Source organism: Bacillus sp. NPDC094106 (genome assembly GCF_044764345.1).
Lineage (GTDB): Bacteria > Bacillota > Bacilli > Bacillales > Bacillaceae_G > Bacillus_A.
In genome coordinates this window covers 379,963-398,081 of sequence record NZ_JBIWHY010000002.1, presented here as the reverse complement: position 1 = coordinate 398,081, position 18,119 = coordinate 379,963, and the positions used below count along the sequence as shown (strand labels likewise).

Sequence of the window (18,119 nt, the reverse complement as noted above, 5' to 3'; positions counted from 1 at the left end):
CTTAGGACTAATTCGTTAGCTATCAAAAGTAACGACTAACCGAGAAGCCCCCACTTCAAACAGTCCGTTAGGACGTTAAGTGGCGGGTGGTTCACTGAACCTCACTTAGATTAATCACGGTGAGCCGTACCATAAATAAGGTTTAACAAGGATATATTTAAAAGTCACGATTTATCCCTATTGTGGAAAGAAAGGTGAATCAAGGAGCGGCAGAGCTGTCTCTGCGTCATGCAACTCCTCCTTCTCTATGTAAGGAAGAAACGCAACAAACAGTAACTCCTTGGACGGTAGAACCAGAAATGTATGGAGAGTTCTTAATTCAAATATTTAATGAATGGGTTTTGCATGATGTAGGATCGATTTATGTTATGAATTTTGAATGGGCACTAGCTTCTTGGATCGGAATCCCGTCACCAGTCTGTATTTTTTCGGAAGAGTGTGGTAGAGCGGTCGCTATGGAACACAATGGTGAGCTGTTTTCTTGTGATCATTACGTTTATCCTGAATATCGAGTAGGAAATATTACAGATGGATTAGTAAATATGATAAATTTCCCATCACAGCTTGCCTTTGGTAAGAAGAAGCGAGATACACTGCCCTCAGTATGTAGAAATTGCGAGGTTCGATCCGCTTGTCATGGCGAATGTCCTAAAAATAGATTTCTAGTTTCAAATCAAAATGAGCCAGGATTAAATTATCTATGTGCATCCTATAAGAAATATTTTAAGCACATTAACCCTTACATGAAAATGATGAAACAGCTGCTACAAGATGGCTTGCCTGCTTCCTATATAAAAGAAATAATTATGGATCAAGGAGGTTTTTCGAAAATCTAAAATAGGATATCTCTAATTTTTTGAAACCGCTGGAACTTTAATTACTTTAGTTAATCCAATTATCTAATGCGAAATGTATTAGTTCATATTCACGAATGATATCCTTTGGTTGGGTATTTACGCTGAGGCAGAAAGAATTTGTTGTTTTTTGAGGATTAATTTGATTTTTTATGGGAGAATATGTTAGTAGGTATACGATTTAAACGCTCTATTTTTTAGAGTATGAAAGGAGACGTATGAATATGGCGGGAATTGAAGTAGGCGAAATTTTTACCATTAGCGATGAGAATGATCAGGAGCAGGAAGTTGAAGTGCTGGGAACGATAAATGCCGAAGGAACAGAATACATTGCTGTTGGCTTTGTAGAAGACCTTCAAAAGGAAACAGATGAAGACATTGACATCTTCTTTTTAAGAGTAGAAGACGATGATGAATTGTCATACATTGAGAGTAACAAGGAGTTTGAAAAAGTGTCTGCTGCGTTTGAGAAAATGATGGATGAGCAAGATTAATATTGATTAGACAGAAGAGGGGGATAAATATATGCCCTCTCTTTTTGTATATATGGTTGGAAAACATTTCTAATGATTGATTGTAAATAAAGGGGAAGTAATATTGATGTTTATTAAATATCTCATTGAATTCTTTTGCATAGTTTGAATCAGCAACCATGTTGGCTAAATCAACGGGTAAATCATCGTATAAAAATAGCGTCCAATGCTATTTTATGATCCAGACTAGGTTTGAACTAGCGACCTCCACCTTTTATAGTCCTTCCACAAAAAATCCCCTTCAAAGTAGCCCTTTTTTAGTGACTATTTTGAAGGGGATATATCATTATTGATTGAAATATGTAGTTTTAATATTTTTTTCGTTCAAAAACTTTTCGATTTCTTTTTGCTTCCTTCCATTAACTTTAGTGAAATGCTTTGAAAAAGAAAAATCTACCTCTAGCAAATTACCATTTTCCGTGAGTTTATCTATTTTCTGTTCTAGTTCTAATAAAAGTGCCGTAGTAGATGAAACATATTCATAGATTTCCTTTGAAGGTTTTTGATAATCATCAGGTATATTATTATTACTAATAAAATCATGGAAATTCGCATCATTTTGTTTCGCTAAATCTATTAGTTTTTGTAATTTTTCTCGATCGGATTCAGTAACATTCTCATCAGAAATTGTTGAAGAAAGCGGAACGATGTTTTCAGATAACTCCCCACTATAGTCTAAATAATTTTTTATACTTTGTTTCATTTCATTTTCATTAATATTTTCATTCTTTTTTTGAGAGTTGAATATATTTTCTGGAATTTTAATAGTAACATCTTTAATAGATTGTACATCGTTTGCTTCATTAGATTGTGTATCGTGTGAGCAAGCAGATATAAATACAATAGTGAGCGACATGAATAGGTATAAAGTATATTTTTTCATTTTAATCTCCTTTTAAAATGGCTAAATTCCATTTTAAATACTTTACTAAAAGTGAGTATAAATGTTTTAGTGCCTGGTAAGATATTACAGCGATTGCTAAACCAACGAGAGAAGCTACACATACACTATAAACATCTGAAAAATGGATTTGATGAAATCCTTTGATAAATCCTACTACTATTAATAAGATAGGTGAAATTAATAGTAATGGAGTGGCAATTATGAGCGTTAGGAGAATTGGTAATAACAAGAGTAACAAGAAGAAGGCAATAATGATAAATATAAAGTTCACAAAACTTAAGCTCATAACAGAAAGTATTGCTATTATAATATTTTTGAGGCTTCGTTTATTATCAGCGTTGCTTATAGCATATGTAACATGAAGTTCTTTAGCGATAGTTTTAGGGTTTCCTAGATTTTTAGAAATTTCTTCTTCAGATTTCCCATCCTGTTTACCACTGATAAAATGAGTTTCATATTCTGAGATAATATCTTTTTTTTCTGAATTCGGTATATTTTCTAGAGAAGAGCTAAGTTGTTTTAAAAATTCATTTTTGTTCATTAAAATCACTTTCCTTTATGAAATGATTAATCACATCTGAGAATTCTATCCGTTCATATAGTAAACAGTGCAACCTTTCTTCTCCTTTTTCGGTTATAGAATAATATTTTCTTGTAGGTCATTTGGAAGATTATTGAAAATGAGTTAAGAGACAACCATCATATAACTATATATACATCAATTAAAAAACCGACATAAGACCCCTCTTTTTAGGTGGGAGAGAGCATCTGGCCATGCATAGAAGCGGTCAGGGCCTTTTTCTGCCACATGCGAAGTAAACACAGAAAGAGCAAACGAGTGTAGGTTACTTTTTATTCTGCATAGCAGGGATTTAGGTGTCGAAAAATTAAAATGGATTTATATAATCTTCTTAGTAGAGGATAGAGAGAACCTTTAGATATTTCTATCTTGTTAGAAATACGTTTAGCCATGAATAACCATATTGATCACTCTCAGTTAGTATTGCTAAAGCTACTAGTTTTAGCACACCTTTTTAAAATGGTATATTTACGGGATTGCTCACCACCTCTAATAGAAATATTCCAGTTAATGGTATACTCAATTATTTACAAATATACCATTAACTAGTGTTCTTTGCAAGGTACTATGATATTATCGATACCAGGAATTGATGAGTACTATATTCATTTCCGAAAAGGAATAAAATGAATATATAGTAAAATATAGGAATAATCAAAATTATGTATAGTATGATAATTTATAGTTAAATAGGTTAGGAATCAAAATAACTAAAAATATGGTGGTTATATGGCAAAAGTAGACGAAATAATCCAAATGAGTACCGATTTGTTAGAATTTTACATGATCGGAATTAAAAATATAGCATGATATACATTAAATTTAAATTTAGTTTTAACAATAAGCATTCAGTTGCTACATAAAGAAAACCCCTTGCAGTGTAAGGGGTTTCTCATATGATCCCGGCTGGCTTCGAACCAGCGGCCTTCACCCTGCCAAGATAAGAAACATATATTTTACGTTTCGAGAATATCGAATGGAAAGCTAGTTGTATCAAGGGTTTATAAGGTATTCTATAGTTTTTCATGCAAATCCTGTAACGTAGAAAAATGAAATTTCTTGACCAGAATGTTGACCAGCTTTTAACTAGTTTTCTGTGAGTTTAAAGAAAGGTTTGTACCAAGATGTTGTGACTATACCCGCTGGATACTATTAATTGTGAAGCTAAATAAGCCGACAATTTATTGGAGTAAGATTAGTTAGTTTAAATGTAAGAGTTAGGTGTTTAATCAAAAGGAGATTAGATATAACTACGGTATTATTAGTTTATGATACGGTGAACCGTATCACAAGTGATGGTAAATAATAGAATAGAATTTACTATTAGGAAAAGTGATATTTATTAAATATAAACAAATGGTGTCAGGATAAGGAGCGGGAAAGCGAATAATCTCATTAATTTAAGCATTATACTTCTAAATTTAAAAATACCTAATAACAAAAAGTACTTGATTATTTATCGTAACCTACAAGTGCTTTTTGTTTTAATATAGAATTTATGACGGTACATTAGTCCATTGGGAAATTAATGATATTATATATTTTTTATATTAATTCGATGATAAAAGAGTAGACTGATAATATTAACTTTTATAAATAGAAAAATATGCATTTGTATGTAAAAAATGTTATTCTTATCTATATTATTATATTTAATTATTCGGGAGTGTATGCGCGTGGATAATATTGATAGAGGCAATGTAGTTAGTAGAGCATTTTATAAATTCAGTAGAACACAAGTGATTCAATATATAAAAGAGAAAAAAGATGGATGGGTTCATGACAAAAAAGATAAAAACAAAAGGGATTTAGAGGGTGCATTCATGGCCCTTGAAAATGTTCTTAGTGATCAGGATATTAAAGATTTAGCTGAAATGAATGTGATGAAGAGAAAAAAGGGGTTAGCAGCATATACATATTCCTTCAAGAGTTTAGGGAAGCTTAAGGATAAGACACTTGAACAGTTAAAACAAGAATTCATCAAATCTTACATTCTTACTCCTATGTATGAAGTTACTTTAACAGAAATAAATATTGAAGATAATAAAGTTACTTTACTCTTAAAAGTAAAGGAGTATGCTTCCTATTGGAAAACAGGTGTTCAAGATTTAGGATCATTAACAGCTGTTTATGAAAATAAGGTAATTTTTGAAACTGATGCAAATAAAATTTCAATTGAAGTTGGTGACGATAATATTGAAGAGATTATAGAAAAATTCTTGGTTTCTAGGTTGAATATTCCTTTAAATCCATATACTATTAACATCTTCAATGTTACTAATTCAGGAAATGATAGTGCAACTGAGAAAACAATGCTTATTTTCGATTACATTTATAATCGATTATCTTCTAGGCAAATAAGTTCTAAGTTTAATGATGTGAAGTTTGGAATGAACAATGCTTCTCGAAGTGGAGGAGTTAAAAGTGTTGCAGTAAATGGTGACGATATAATTAAATCAGATGAGGCTTGTAAATATATTACTTTAGGAAATGATATTATTTCCTTTAAAACAACTTCAATTTATAAAGGGTCGAAAGTGAATATTACATTTAGTTTGAGAGGAAAAGAAAAGGATAAGTTGAAAATTGCAATACTTAATAATAAAGCAGAATCGCTCAAACAAGAATTAATGCAAATTATGCAGGAAGAATATATCCTGATGTGTAAGGAAGGAATTAAAGATATTTCAGCGACGAGAAGAATACTCGAGCCTATATATGAATCCTTCATTGCGTCTAGAAGCTAGAAGTAATTTATCCTCTACTAGGTAGGTGAGTATATGATACTTCATAGGGACTGTATTTTTTATAAATATAGTGGAACGCCCAATTGGGGAGAAGTTGAGGGACAAGAAAAATTTTGTTCTTTTAATTGTGAGTTTTATCGAGATAATGTACTAAAAGTGAACTTAACATGGTTAGACCCCATAAAAGTAAGGGATAAAATTATCACTTCTGAGCGGAAAAGCATATTTTTTTTCGTATTTGAAAATTATAAAACAATTTGTATTTTTGGTAGCTCAGAAAGTCAAATTGCATACACTATCTCAAAACTGTTGGAAATTTTCCCGATTAACTTAAAAAAAGTAAATCTATTCGACAAATATAAAGAGTTTTTTCTACAATCCACTGGTTATAACGGCTTGAATCTAGCTAGCTTTGATATCGCTAAGCAAAAATCTGGTTTTGATGATGATGCATATATAAATATATCACTAGACGAGATTAAACAAAATGAGCTATCGGATTATATAAATTCCTATCCAGTGATAAGTTTAGTTATTTTATTTAAAGAGAAACAAATATATTTCTCTTTAGATTTGTATTCAGTAATATCTTTTTTTGATACGGATGAATCGTACTCTATATATCAAGCATGTGAAAGGATTGTGACGGATATTGTTTAAGTGGTGGTCAAGCTTTTTAGTAATAATTCCTTTCATTGTTATTTTGGGTATATTATTTTTCTTTGAAAATCTTCAACCATATTTTTTAACCGGTAAGGATTTGCCTGATATTATTACAAATACTTCCGATTTAGTTAGTTGGATTTTTGGGGGGATAATGTCATTATTAGGATTTATAACGTTATTTGTTGCATTTTCATATGAAAATAAGTTATTAACTGCATCGAAAATTAAACAACAAATCCTAAGGCCATATGCTCTGAGCCTTGAAGAAATTATATTATATTTTAGTGAATACAAGTTATATACTTCAAAGGATTTTTTACTTAATTTTATCTACTGGCTGTTAGTTATCGTTTCAAGTGTATCTATCTTTGCATGGGGAATTATAATTTGTTTTTATACAAATTTTGATTTTGATATATCGTATAAAATGAGTTACAAACAGATAATAAATATAGTGGTCTTGGTAATTTGGGGATTATTATCTTTTGTATTAATAGCTATTACAATTCTATTAAATTTAATTAGGTTTAATAAAGATCCGTTAGATCAAGGATATTTAATGACTGAAAAGGAATTATCTGATATTCAAGAGATAAAGGGTAGAAAAGGAGATTTACAAGAACTACTATTTAAAATATCTCCTACTATAACTCTATTAAAAAATCCACAAGCAGAAATGCACGAATTAAATATTCGTTTTCCAATTAAGCTAACTAATATGAGGTTTGTGGCGAAAATTTATAATTGCAATAACGATGTTTCGCTTAGGATTTTTGGAGCTTTGAAGAATATTAATTATATTGGTGAAAGTTATTCCTATATTGTAACTAACACAATAAATTTAGATGAGATTAGCCTGGGTGAAAAATCAACAGGTGTCCTAAAATTTTATGACAATGATAACAAGGTAATTGCATTGTTAAAAATGAAATTGCAAAAAAGTGACGAGGATATTGTATATAAAGTTACAGATAAATTAGATTTAGGTTTAATTACAAACGATAATGACTTTAGAGACATAGAAGGTCAAAATGTTGAATTTATTAACTACTCAAAGTAGTATTTAGAGTATGGAAATAGTTTAGTGCATAAAAATTACTAGAATTTTAATAATATCGTTTTGAAAAGAAGAATATATAAGAATCCCTGTATACACAAGTACGAGAATTTGTCATTTTGACATTTTGTGGGTAACGAGTACAAATACATAGCAACGGAAATAAACTTAAGAGATCGTAAAAGCTCGTAAAAGCTCGTTTGTTTAAACGTTACACTTGTTAATATATAGGAGCTGTCATACTATCACATAAGATATTCCTGCTTAAAAACTTAAAGAAACTTATAAAACTACTAACTTAAAGCACTAGATTGTCTATTACAGGCGATAAGTGCTTTTTGTATTTTATAGTTAACGGTATTGAAAATACTATAATTAATAAGTGTCACAAGTGTTAAATTTTATATAAATGCTATCATAAAAAAGGATTAGGATAGGTAAGCATTGGTAAATGCTAAAATAAAACAGTAACATAAGTTTGAATACTGGATAGGCTACACTGAACTAGACAAAAAAATTAAGGTCAAGTAGACTACAACTAATATATTTGAGGAGAATCTACTATGACGAAAAATAAAAGAGAAAGAAGAACCTTTACAGCGGAATTTAAACACCAAATGGTTCAACTGTATCAAAATGGTAAACCAAAGAAAGACATCATTAAGGAATACGAACTAACACCATCATCATTGGATCGGTGGATCAATCAAAATCATACGTCTGGCTCATTTAAAGAGAAAGATAATAAGACGGCTGAACAACTAGAATTGGAAGCGTTGAGAAAACAAAACAAACAGCTTCTTATGGAAAATGATATTTTAAAGCAAGCGGCGCTGATACTAGGACGAAAGTAAAAATAGTGAAGAATAACCTACATAAATACTCGATATCAGCAATGTGCAATGTCCTACAATTAGCAAGAGCAACCTATTATTATGAGGTAAAACAAGCACAAGATACAGGAGATGAATTATCGCCACTCGTGAAAGAAATCTTCCGAGAGAGCAGTCAGAACTATGGAACACGAAAGATAAAAGTAGAACTAAAAAAGTTAGGGTATGTGGTCTCGCGCCGTCGTATTGGACGGACTATGAAGAATCAAGGTTTAGTATCTAACTATACGATTGCACAATTTAAGCCGAAGAAAGCTAACTGTAATGAAGAAAACATTTCAAACGAACTCAATCGTCAGTTCAATCAGAAAGAAGAGTTGGCTGTAGTCGTAAGTGATTTAACATACGTCCGTGTGAACCAAAAGTGGAATTACGTATGTTTATTAGTTGATCTCTTTAATCGAGAAATCATAGGACATAGCGTGGGTCAAAAGAAAGATGCCGAGCTTGTTTCGCAAGCTTTCGCAACGGTGAAAATAAACTTAAATCGGATTACCTTATTTCATACAGATCGAGGAAATGAGTTTAAAAACAAGCTGATTCATGACACGTTAGAGACCTTCAAAATCAAGCGTTCATTAAGTACAAAAGGTTGTCCATACGATAATGCTGTAGCGGAAGCAACCTACGAAATCTTTAAAACAGAGTTCGTTCGCGGTCGTCATTTCGCAAATTTAGAAGAATTGACCTTAGAATTGAACGACTACGTAAACTGGTTTAATAATGTTAGAATCCATGGAACGCTAGGCTATTTGAGCCCTGTTCAGTACAGACAGGAACACCTTAAAAAAATTGTCTAGTTTCGTGTTGACATACCAATATTAGTATATATTATATCGGATAAATATGAGGGTTAGAGGTGGAGATTCAATGAAGAAAAGTTTGATAATAATGGGACTGTTTAGTTTACTAATCACAGGTTGTAGTTCTGAAATAAAACAAAAAAGTGTATAAGCAGAAAAACAACCAAGTAAAGAGGAGCGAATAAATGCAGTTTTAGAATAGGATGATTCCAAAGAGAAACAACGTCTAAATAGAATTGTACCGCTTCTTGTGGAAGATATTGAATTTAGTCATGTATCTGAAATAAGAGTTAAAGAACAATTTCAGAAGTTATATGGATATAAAGAAGTTACCGATGTGTATATATCTTCTAACGCCGAGCAAATTTTAAAATCTAAGGGAGTATAGAGCTAAGAAATATTAGACTTATATTTTTAATTCATAGATGTAGAGCTATTAAAAGGATAGTAGTAGTAAATAATTTATAGAGACTAAATGTAATGTGAGTACTAGCATAAGGATAATATAGAATCCATTTTGCTGTTTCGGAATATTTGCGATGTTATATCTTTCCTTTTATTATAATTATTATGTAAAATAATATGTATAAGGTTCTATTAGAAAGGTTGGTGGAGATTATCAATTCAAATGCTATTACCACTGCATATATTGATTTGAGAGCTATTCAAAGGCTTATCTTAAATGTACAAAAGAACAAAGAATTTAAGAGTACACATGTATATTCTCTATTAAGAGATATGTGCCTAATAATAGATGAAGTTATTGATGCTTTTTTTGAAGATTCTATAGATGTCGATGAACGAGTAAGGAAAATTAGAAATCATGTTCATCTTTATGGGAAAAAAAGAGGTCAAAATCAAAAGATGTATCGAAAAATTTTAGACTATCATATTGAAGCTTATGGAGATGATGTTAACAATATAGGATTTTACTTAAATAGTAGTGGTGAAGTTGTTGGAAGTACTCTCTATGCAGCATACATTTTATTGGAAACAGACATTTTACCATTCCCTATGAGAGAAAAATCTGTGCATGTTGCAGAGAGCAATTTTTTATTTGCAAAATATATAGGAGAATTAAGCAGCATTCTAGCGAATGCAATAGAAAAAAAACTTGTGATACAGGTGACTGAAAATATTGATAATATTGAAGGGATTTATAATGAAGAAACGTATGGATGTAAAGATATACATCATAAGGATTTGTTTCTTTCAGGGAGTGATTTAGCTGATACATTTATTCTTAGGTTAATCTTGAGTTTACAGGAAATAAGTGACGTAATTTGGCTTAAGGATAGATATATAGCAAAGCTAACTCAAGTTTCATTTGTAGATTTATATATGTTAGTGAGATTAACAACTTTAAAAACTGATGAAATTATGGATAATTTACTAAATATAAAACAACATTCAAAAGAATTATTCTATGAATGGAATAATGAAAGGGATGGAGAGATAGAAAGTCTTTTAAGAAAATATGAACAAGAAATGAAAGAAGAATGTAGTACGATGAGAAATATGATTCATTATGACATTGAATCAAAAAATGAAGAAAGTAATTTTGTCGGATATTTAAATAATAAAGTTAATCAAGAATCAGATTACTTAATCAATACAACAAATGGAATAATTGATTTATACCTTAGACCATTAAGATATGAAATTTTAAATTATCTTAAAATTGAAGAAATTGAGTCGTTATCTGATTGGGAAATGATAATGAACCGTCTTTCTAAATTATAGTTATTGAATTTTATTATAAAGGAGAAAGACTAAGGTAGGAGAAAAACTATGAATTAAATTCTATATGAAATTTATAGAGGTAATAAGAGATGATTAGCTTTAAGGAGGATAAAATGAACGAGCAACAATTTTTAAAAACAATGATAGAAACAGTAAAATATGATGAGTATGATAACAAAGATGAATTACTTGGTATTTTGAGAAATTCCATAATTATATATGATAAAACAAGTAGTTTCACACGTAAAACATGGCAATGTTGGGAGTATATAGATTTAAGAGTGCCAGTTCCTATGTTAAAAGTAGCGAGAGGATTAAAGAGTCAACTAGAAAAGTTAGCATCGGAAGTATATATAGAAACACCTGAACACGATTTTGCAGGATTGCATATTAAGCCAAAGCCTGTAGAGCTTGAGAATGAAGAAAATATTGAACACGATGTTGTCTTTGATGAAATAAAAGAGATAATAATCCAAGGTATTCGAAATGCGAAATATACTATATGGGTTGCTGTGGCTTGGTTTACTGATAATGAGATATTTGATGAGTTAATATTAAGAAAAAGAGCAGGGGTAAATATTAGAATCATAACCTCAAATGAAGAGTCAAATAGATATTTAATAGGAAAATTAGAAAGTAACTTTGAAGTTGTGAAAGTTCCAATGAAGGGGAACTATTTTTCAAATAGACTTCACGATAAATTTTGTATAATCGACTTAGAGTTTGCAATGCATGGCTCGTATAATTGGAGTAAAAATGCTAGAGGAAATGATGAAACTTTAGCTACCGCACTTGACCGAGATTTTGTAAGAAAATTTGCAGATGAATTTATTAGATTATATGGTGAAAACTCTTAAAATGAAAATTAAAACTTGAGTACATGACCATACTCAAGTTTTTTCTATGCTTACTTGGAGACCTGTTCATTATTAGAACGTTAGATTACTGAATGCTTGAACGATCTTATCTATCTGGGTGTTAAATAAGAAGTCCCTTCTACAGAGCTAGTCTTATTCTGCTAACAGATTCCTTCATAATAGTGAGTAAATTTATGTTAAAAGGTGAAGTTGTTGTTCCTTTTTTTGGTGTAGTAAGATTTAAATAATTTTTAATGATAAAATTTGAAGTTAAAGAGGTTGGTTCTACATGCAAAATAATTATTATGTCTATGAATATTATGCTTTGCAAGATGGAACTGTAGAGTTTAATGATGAAACTTTCAGTTTGAGGAACGGTGATATGTATTATGTAGGTAAGGGAACGGGAAATAGGTTATCTACAGGTATTCGAAATATGAAATGTGAGAGCTTTAAGAAAGCTGTGGGATTTGGTTATCGTATTATTAGGGATGAACTTAAAGAGGAAGAAGCCCTCGAATATGAGAGAGGAATAATAGAGGGCTATAAAGAAAAAGGGATACTCTTAACTAATAAATTGAATGGAAGTAGCGTAGGAGTTGATGTAGAGACAATATCAAATATTAAGTATTTGATTAGGCTAATTAGGGCTGGAGTTATAAAAATGTCTCAAGAAACAGTCGCATTAGAAACAGAATCTTATCATGTGTTGGTTAACCAATTATTTAATCTAGATGAATCTGATGTGGAAAACAAATACAATAAGGTGTTAGTTAAGTGTCCTGATAATATAGAATACATCCTTAAAGAATATGATGCAGAAAATTTATCTGATAAGGATGTAAAGTACGGGAATATAAAGTATGTATTGAAATTAATGGAGCAGAATGTCATTAAGGCAAACCAACGTGAAATAGCAGATTTTTTTTAATGAATCTACCACAGTGGTATCAGGGATAAAAAAAGGAAAGTATCAAAATATAATTCCGCTCAAGCCAGATAACCTAGCTGAAATTCTAATCAAATTTGATTGTGGAAAGTTAAACGAGATTGAAATTAAAGAAGGAAGTATCAAGTACATAATTGATAAACTGATTGAACCTAGAATATTGAATATGACACTAATGGACTTGGTGAAAGAACTATCCGACTCACACGGTATAACATACAATTGGCTTCAAGATTTAAAGAGGAGACGCATAAATGTTCGGTATGTAAAGCCGTCTTCTGAGATTTTAGCAAGGCTATTTGAAAAGTACCATGATATTGAGCCTTATTAATTTATCTCTCCATATAAAACAGTATCCATCATGGATGGGAACATATTACATTGTTCATTCACGCTAGCATTAATTGTCCGATAATATGGGGGACTATAGCCATATCTGCTTGTTCAAGAATTTTCTGAAGAGAGAAAGTGATACCACATTTATGATATGAAACAAATTTCCTTTATATTTGGATACGTGTGATTAGATATATTTTGTTGGCGATACACTACGTAAGTATCATAATCAGTAAAGTTCCATATGCATAGTTCGGGGATAGTTTCTATAATTATTTATAAATTAATTAAAATAATGTAATTATGATTATTTGCCTTCAATTCATTAGAGAATGCATGTAAACAATATGCAGGGCAGTTAAGGATTCTAAGGGTGCTCTTAATAATGAAAGGAAGCGTCAATAAAGATAAGAAAACAGGAAAATAAGTAATTGGAAATCGTATGCGCAATTAGCATCTTCTGCCGTGTTATAATTTTTATACTGATAATAATAGGTAAAGAAGAAAGGGTGGATTTAAATGAAATTTAAATATTATAATGACACTGGAAGAACAGTATATATTCATCCTGCGACATTTATTCATGGTTGTAAAGGAGACGAAACCCCAATTAAGCCATTGGAAGGAAGATTACTTATTTTACCAGAAGGGACATATCCTTGGGTGAAAATGTGGGATTATGGAAAAGAAAGAGGTTTGCAAATTTTAGTTTCACCTACTGTAGATTAAATTCAATAATGGTTATAAAAATATCTAAACAGGCATAGGAGATATATGCCTGTTTTATTATTAAAGAAAGTGTTATATGTAGACGAAAAATAGATTTTAAAAGATATCATATGTAAAATAGCACGTTCGAATTAGAAAATATCGTTCGTAGATAGAAAAAATAAACATCTTAGAAACAGAAATTGGAAGTTTTGCTAAAAAATTCGATTTGAGAATGTAAGTGTGTATTGAATAATAAAGGACTTAATAAGTGATAGTAAGTATATGATTGATATTCAAGTATAAGGGATAGGTGATGCAACGGTATTCTTTTTTAAAAGTTGTGATAAATTGTTAATCCTGTCATTTAAGATGTTCACATGTTTTTGAAAAGAAGTTTACATATGTAAGAATTGACAGGACATAGCTTAAGAGGTTACTTGACCACTTGTAGTAGTAATAATTGTATACACAAAAACTGTTAAAATGAGTATTATAGAAGTATAAACATGTTTTTAAAAATGGAGGGTTAGGATGAAGGACGAGAGAGAGTTTAGGTCATTTCTGGTATTGGAGAACTTATCATATACAGGATGGTCAAATGAATTTTGTGTACCAAAAGAACCGCTGGATTTCGAAGGTGAAAAAGTAATTGTTAAAAGCCATTCAGAAGATAAGGGGAACGATTTTTTAGATTATGAGTTTTTATGGGAAACAAAAAGAGAGATAGTTTCTGAAGTTTTAGATGAGCACAGTGGGGAAATTTACTATGAAAAGAACTATATAAATAAGGTTGCACAAATTTCTGTTTGGATCTATAGGGATTTGCCAATTTGGATTGTATTTATAAAGGGAACTACAGCTAATAAAGTAATTAATTTACTTAATGACTATTTCCCTAAATGTAAACTTTCACGTGTAATATTTAAAGATAGATTTTTTAACTTACTATTAAATTCTAGTAATCAAATTTATAGTTTACAAACAACAATGAAATCAGCAAGTACTGAGCAGGAATTTTCAATCTCAGGTTATTTAGACAGGAGTAATTACTCATTAACTGATGGATATATAACAGAATTACAAATTGAAGCACCTGCTGTTGGTATAAGAGCAAAGCTGCATTATACAGGAAGAGTTGCGCTCTATAATACGCCTCATAGACGACAAGTAGATGAGTTCATTCAAATGTTGGGGAGAATAATGATTGAATCACAATCATTAAGGGGGGACTATTAATGAAGTCGTTTTATCAATCAATTTCAAATAGTCCGTTCTTTACATTTTTAGCAGGCATAGCTTCTGTTATCGGGTTAATTATTTCTTATAATAATGATAAAATTTTTTATTGGCTAATATTTACTTTGATTGTCATTATTTTTCTACAGTTATTATATTTAATTAATCTTAATAATAAAATGCTAAACCATTCAAGTATGGTTCTAGGGAAAATGGACGTTATTAATTTTAATGTGTTTGAATCAAAGGTAGAATTGGAAGAGAATGAAGAGGGAAGCTATGTTTCTAATGCCGATATATTTTTTGTGATTCAGTCTGCATTGACACCAGATACTTTACTTGAAAAACCCGTAGCATTAGTGCAAATTCAATTCCCCTCACAATTGCGCATGAAGTTTTATTATCGGAATCATTTAATAAAACAGATAGAAAATACTAATAATACCTGTAGCTTTGAAATCCCTATAGGAAAGGATAGTGAGTTTATTGCAATTCGTTCTATTCACTTGAAAGTCGGTGAAGAGGAAACATTTAAAGCATCAAGTAAAAAAATTGATGTATCTATAACTTGTTCCGTAACAGGACAAGCTATGAATGAGAGTATTCCGATATCAAGTGTAGGATGGTAAATTAAATAACATTGTGGAAAAATTAAAAAGCGCCATTAAATTTCTTTTGTTTAAAGCTAAAACTAAAACCAATGAATGATTGAATAATATTAATTGTAATTATGTAATAGAAGAATTTAAGGATAGATTTACATACTTTTATTAGTGCGATGCGGTTATTTCTTGTGGTTTAATTTTTAATTCTAACACCTTGAGCTGTTAGAGCTTAAGGTGTCCTACATTGGCTGCGGTTTATAAGTATATGACTCTTTAAAAAAATCCTATCTCTTTTATACGAGATAGGATTTTTTTATTTAATAGTATCTTTGTTAACGTAGGAAAACTTCATTCACGGGCTGATGGAATATTTTTAATAATAGTTTCGAAAACTAAGATTTATGATAAGTGTAGTATTACTAATATATATTTTAAGATATAAGGGTGGTTACCAGCTGATATTTAGCATAGCTTATGTAAAGTGCTAAAGTTTCTCGATACTTTTATTTGTGAAAGAATATGTGTAAATAAGGTTCAGCAGCTTTTACATTAGTATAAGGTAAAATTCTAATCAATACCTCCAAGGTAATACGCTATAATAAAATTACCATATACAGCACAGTTAAGGACTCCAAGGAGGCTCTTAACGATGAAAGGAAGCGTCAGAAAAGATAAGAAAACAGGAAAGTATTTTTATATTGTAGATATTGGTGTCGACCCTCTAACAGGTAAGAGAAAGCAAAAGAAGAAAAGAGGATTTGCTACCAAAAAAGAAGCAGAAAATGCTTTAACAAAGCTGCTTTCAGAAGTTCATACTGGAACATATATAGAACCTAGCAAACTTCTATATGGTGAATATCTGGAAAGCTGGTTCAATACCAAGAAGCACAGTGTGGGTATCCAAACAGCGAAGGTACTGAAAGGATACTTAAATAGTCGTATTATCCCTTCTCTAGGCAATATCAAACTAGCTAAGTTAACATCATTGCATATGCAGAACTACGTTAACTCACTACGAGACGAAGGCTTAAAACGAGGGACAATTGAGAAGATAATCAAAATCATTCGGAACTCTCTTGAACATGCAATTGATTTAGAGTTAATAAATAAAAATGTTGCAGCTAAAACAAAATTGCCTAAAGCTGATAAGGAAGAGTTAACTGTGTGGAATGAACATGAGGTACAGTTGTTCTTAAAGGCTGCGCAGGATAGCAGGTATTCTATTGTCTTTCATATGGCTCTTGTGACTGGAATGCGACAAGGTGAGTTGTTAGGTTTGCGGTGGAAAGATGTTGATTTAGAAAAGGGGCATTTAACCATTAGCCAAACGTTAAGTCATGACGGGAAGACATTCTTGGTTGGAGGAAAGACTAAATCAAGTTTAAGGAAGATACTATTACCTGCATCAACAGTAGCAAAGCTAAAGAAGCATAGAGCAGTTGTATTGACAGAGAAGCTAAGTCAAGGTGAGGACAATGACTTGGTGATGTGTACTCCTTCTGGAACACCGATTAATCCTGCTAATGTTAGACGAAGTTTAAACGCTTTGATTAAGAAAACGGCTGTTCCGAAGATTCGATTCCATGATTTACGTCATACACATGCGACTTTGCTATTGGCTAAAGGTGTGAACGTGAAGGTGATTTCTGAGCGGTTAGGACACAGCAACATCAAAATCACATTAGACACTTATTCGCATGTACTGCCAACGATGAAAGAAGATGCGGTTAACAAAATAGAAGAGATTTTGTAGGGAATGTGACCAATTCTGTGACCACTGGCTCTTTTAGAGAGTTGCTTAAACAAATAAAAACCGCATCAAACGTTAATTTGACACGGTTTCTAAAAGTATGACCCCGGAGAGGCTCGAACTCACGACCTCCACCCTGTCAAGGTGGCGCTCTCCCTGCTGAGCTACGGGATCATGATATGTAAAAGAATGTATGTTTAATTGTAAAGGAGTAGAAAGATGAAATCAATAGAAAAGTATAAAATTTCAGAACTTTTAGTTTTTGTTATTTAATAGCAGATCCTTTTTACAATCCTATGGAAATAAGGTATAACAGAACTAGAAAATAGTTTTATCAAATATTCGTGAGTAAAAGGAGTACATATATAATGGTAAGAAAATCTTTCAAAATGCGTGTACCTAGAAATAGAACGATTTCAATTCGTGGTGCGATTCTTGATGTAGATGTGTCACATGACGAGTTTTTGGAGGAGTTAATTGAATGGATAGATTCTAAAGGGTGGTCATTTATGGGGATGACAGATGAGATTACAGAAGAGGAAGCTGGGAATCATTTAATAGATTTATTGCGTGATGAGAAGGATAAGAAAGAGTGAGTCCTTCTTATTTTTATGCGTATGATGATTTCTTTTATCCCGCTATTTGCGGGCAGTAAGACTCCGCCTCAAAATTTAACGAAAGAAACGAAGTTAGATGGAGATCGACTGCCCGTAAAAGTTCGATTCGTGAGGCATTTCATCAGTGGGGAGGAAGAAAGTACCACTGATGGAGGTTTCACTTTATTGTAAAAGTGTGATATAGTGAAGAATGGTGATTGTTTTTCCATTTAAGTCCCAATCAAATGTTAGGGTGTTCGAATTCATATATATGTTGTAAAAGAAAATTGAAAAGGGAG

17 protein-coding genes and 1 tRNA gene are annotated in these 18,119 nt (G+C 31.3%); 15 read left to right on the top strand and 3 right to left on the bottom strand.

Translation table 11 applies throughout. The annotated features are described in order from the left end of the window. The first annotated feature begins 194 nt into the window (after nucleotides 1-194). Together ACIQ7L_RS04890 and ACIQ7L_RS04885 are read left to right on the top strand one after the other, a co-directional pair. Nucleotides 195-836, top strand: a complete 642-nt coding sequence (locus tag ACIQ7L_RS04890; protein WP_400567129.1) for an SPASM domain-containing protein — start codon at nucleotides 195-197, stop codon at nucleotides 834-836. A gap of 236 nt (nucleotides 837-1,072) precedes the next feature. Next, nucleotides 1,073-1,348 carry a DUF1292 domain-containing protein gene (locus ACIQ7L_RS04885; RefSeq protein ID WP_400567127.1) on the top strand — a complete coding sequence of 92 codons (276 nt, stop codon included), beginning with the start codon at nucleotides 1,073-1,075 and terminating at the stop codon, nucleotides 1,346-1,348. Between the two features lie 325 nt (nucleotides 1,349-1,673). On the opposite strand, the gene ACIQ7L_RS04880 is transcribed toward ACIQ7L_RS04885, so the two are convergent. Together ACIQ7L_RS04880 and ACIQ7L_RS04875 are read right to left on the bottom strand one after the other, a co-directional pair. Further along, nucleotides 1,674-2,270, bottom strand: coding sequence for an NDxxF motif lipoprotein (locus ACIQ7L_RS04880; RefSeq protein WP_400567125.1), 597 nt, complete (start codon nucleotides 2,268-2,270; stop codon nucleotides 1,674-1,676). 1 nt (nucleotide 2,271) lies between these two features. Then, nucleotides 2,272-2,832 carry an HAAS signaling domain-containing protein gene (locus ACIQ7L_RS04875; RefSeq protein WP_400567124.1) on the bottom strand — a complete coding sequence of 187 codons (561 nt, stop codon included), beginning with the start codon at nucleotides 2,830-2,832 and terminating at the stop codon, nucleotides 2,272-2,274. A gap of 1,715 nt (nucleotides 2,833-4,547) precedes the next feature. Between ACIQ7L_RS04875 and ACIQ7L_RS04870 the strand changes: the two genes are divergently transcribed. The 12 genes from ACIQ7L_RS04870 to ACIQ7L_RS04815 all read left to right on the top strand — a co-directional run bounded on the left by ACIQ7L_RS04870 (nucleotide 4,548) and on the right by ACIQ7L_RS04815 (nucleotide 17,227). Further along, a complete protein-coding gene (locus tag ACIQ7L_RS04870; RefSeq protein ID WP_400567122.1) occupies nucleotides 4,548-5,618 on the top strand; it encodes a hypothetical protein in 1,071 nt (356 codons plus the stop codon). 33 nt (nucleotides 5,619-5,651) lie between these two features. After that, complete coding sequence (locus ACIQ7L_RS04865) at nucleotides 5,652-6,278, top strand: hypothetical protein (protein ID WP_400567120.1); 627 nt, start codon at nucleotides 5,652-5,654, stop codon at nucleotides 6,276-6,278. Continuing rightward, complete coding sequence (locus tag ACIQ7L_RS04860) at nucleotides 6,271-7,344, top strand: hypothetical protein (protein ID WP_400567118.1); 1,074 nt, start codon at nucleotides 6,271-6,273, stop codon at nucleotides 7,342-7,344. Before ACIQ7L_RS04865 ends, ACIQ7L_RS04860 begins: the two co-directional genes overlap by 8 nt. A gap of 560 nt (nucleotides 7,345-7,904) precedes the next feature. Next, a protein-coding gene (locus ACIQ7L_RS04855) for an IS3 family transposase (RefSeq protein ID WP_400567116.1) occupies nucleotides 7,905-9,034 on the top strand; the annotation gives its coding sequence in 2 pieces (ribosomal slippage) (nucleotides 7,905-8,160 and nucleotides 8,160-9,034; 1,131 coding nt in all). A gap of 612 nt (nucleotides 9,035-9,646) precedes the next feature. Then, a complete protein-coding gene (locus ACIQ7L_RS04850; protein WP_400567114.1) occupies nucleotides 9,647-10,780 on the top strand; it encodes a hypothetical protein in 1,134 nt (377 codons plus the stop codon). A gap of 113 nt (nucleotides 10,781-10,893) precedes the next feature. Continuing rightward, a complete protein-coding gene (locus tag ACIQ7L_RS04845) occupies nucleotides 10,894-11,637 on the top strand; it encodes a phospholipase D-like domain-containing protein (protein WP_400567112.1) in 744 nt (247 codons plus the stop codon). A gap of 289 nt (nucleotides 11,638-11,926) precedes the next feature. Beyond that, nucleotides 11,927-12,568, top strand: a complete 642-nt coding sequence (locus ACIQ7L_RS04840) for a hypothetical protein (RefSeq protein ID WP_400567110.1) — start codon at nucleotides 11,927-11,929, stop codon at nucleotides 12,566-12,568. A gap of 13 nt (nucleotides 12,569-12,581) precedes the next feature. Further along, nucleotides 12,582-12,917, top strand: coding sequence for a hypothetical protein (locus ACIQ7L_RS04835; protein WP_400567108.1), 336 nt, complete (start codon nucleotides 12,582-12,584; stop codon nucleotides 12,915-12,917). A 524-nt stretch (nucleotides 12,918-13,441) separates the two neighbouring features. Continuing rightward, entirely contained in the window at nucleotides 13,442-13,651 is a 210-nt protein-coding gene (locus ACIQ7L_RS04830; protein ID WP_400567106.1) for a hypothetical protein, read from the top strand. Nucleotides 13,652-14,164: 513 nt separating this feature from the next. Next, on the top strand, nucleotides 14,165-14,869 hold the full coding sequence (locus ACIQ7L_RS04825) for a hypothetical protein (protein WP_400567104.1): 705 nt from the start codon (nucleotides 14,165-14,167) through the stop codon (nucleotides 14,867-14,869). After that, on the top strand, nucleotides 14,869-15,498 hold the full coding sequence (locus ACIQ7L_RS04820) for a hypothetical protein (protein ID WP_400567102.1): 630 nt from the start codon (nucleotides 14,869-14,871) through the stop codon (nucleotides 15,496-15,498). Before ACIQ7L_RS04825 ends, ACIQ7L_RS04820 begins: the two co-directional genes overlap by 1 nt. Nucleotides 15,499-16,123: 625 nt before the next feature. Next, nucleotides 16,124-17,227, top strand: coding sequence for a tyrosine-type recombinase/integrase (locus tag ACIQ7L_RS04815; protein WP_400567100.1), 1,104 nt, complete (start codon nucleotides 16,124-16,126; stop codon nucleotides 17,225-17,227). A 98-nt stretch (nucleotides 17,228-17,325) separates the two neighbouring features. Here the strand turns inward: ACIQ7L_RS04815 and ACIQ7L_RS04810 are convergent. Next, nucleotides 17,326-17,398, bottom strand: a tRNA-Val gene (locus ACIQ7L_RS04810). 194 nt (nucleotides 17,399-17,592) lie between these two features. Here ACIQ7L_RS04810 and ACIQ7L_RS04805 point away from each other — a divergent pair. After that, nucleotides 17,593-17,820 carry a hypothetical protein gene (locus ACIQ7L_RS04805; protein ID WP_097896033.1) on the top strand — a complete coding sequence of 76 codons (228 nt, stop codon included), beginning with the start codon at nucleotides 17,593-17,595 and terminating at the stop codon, nucleotides 17,818-17,820. The last annotated feature ends 299 nt before the right edge of the window (nucleotides 17,821-18,119 follow it).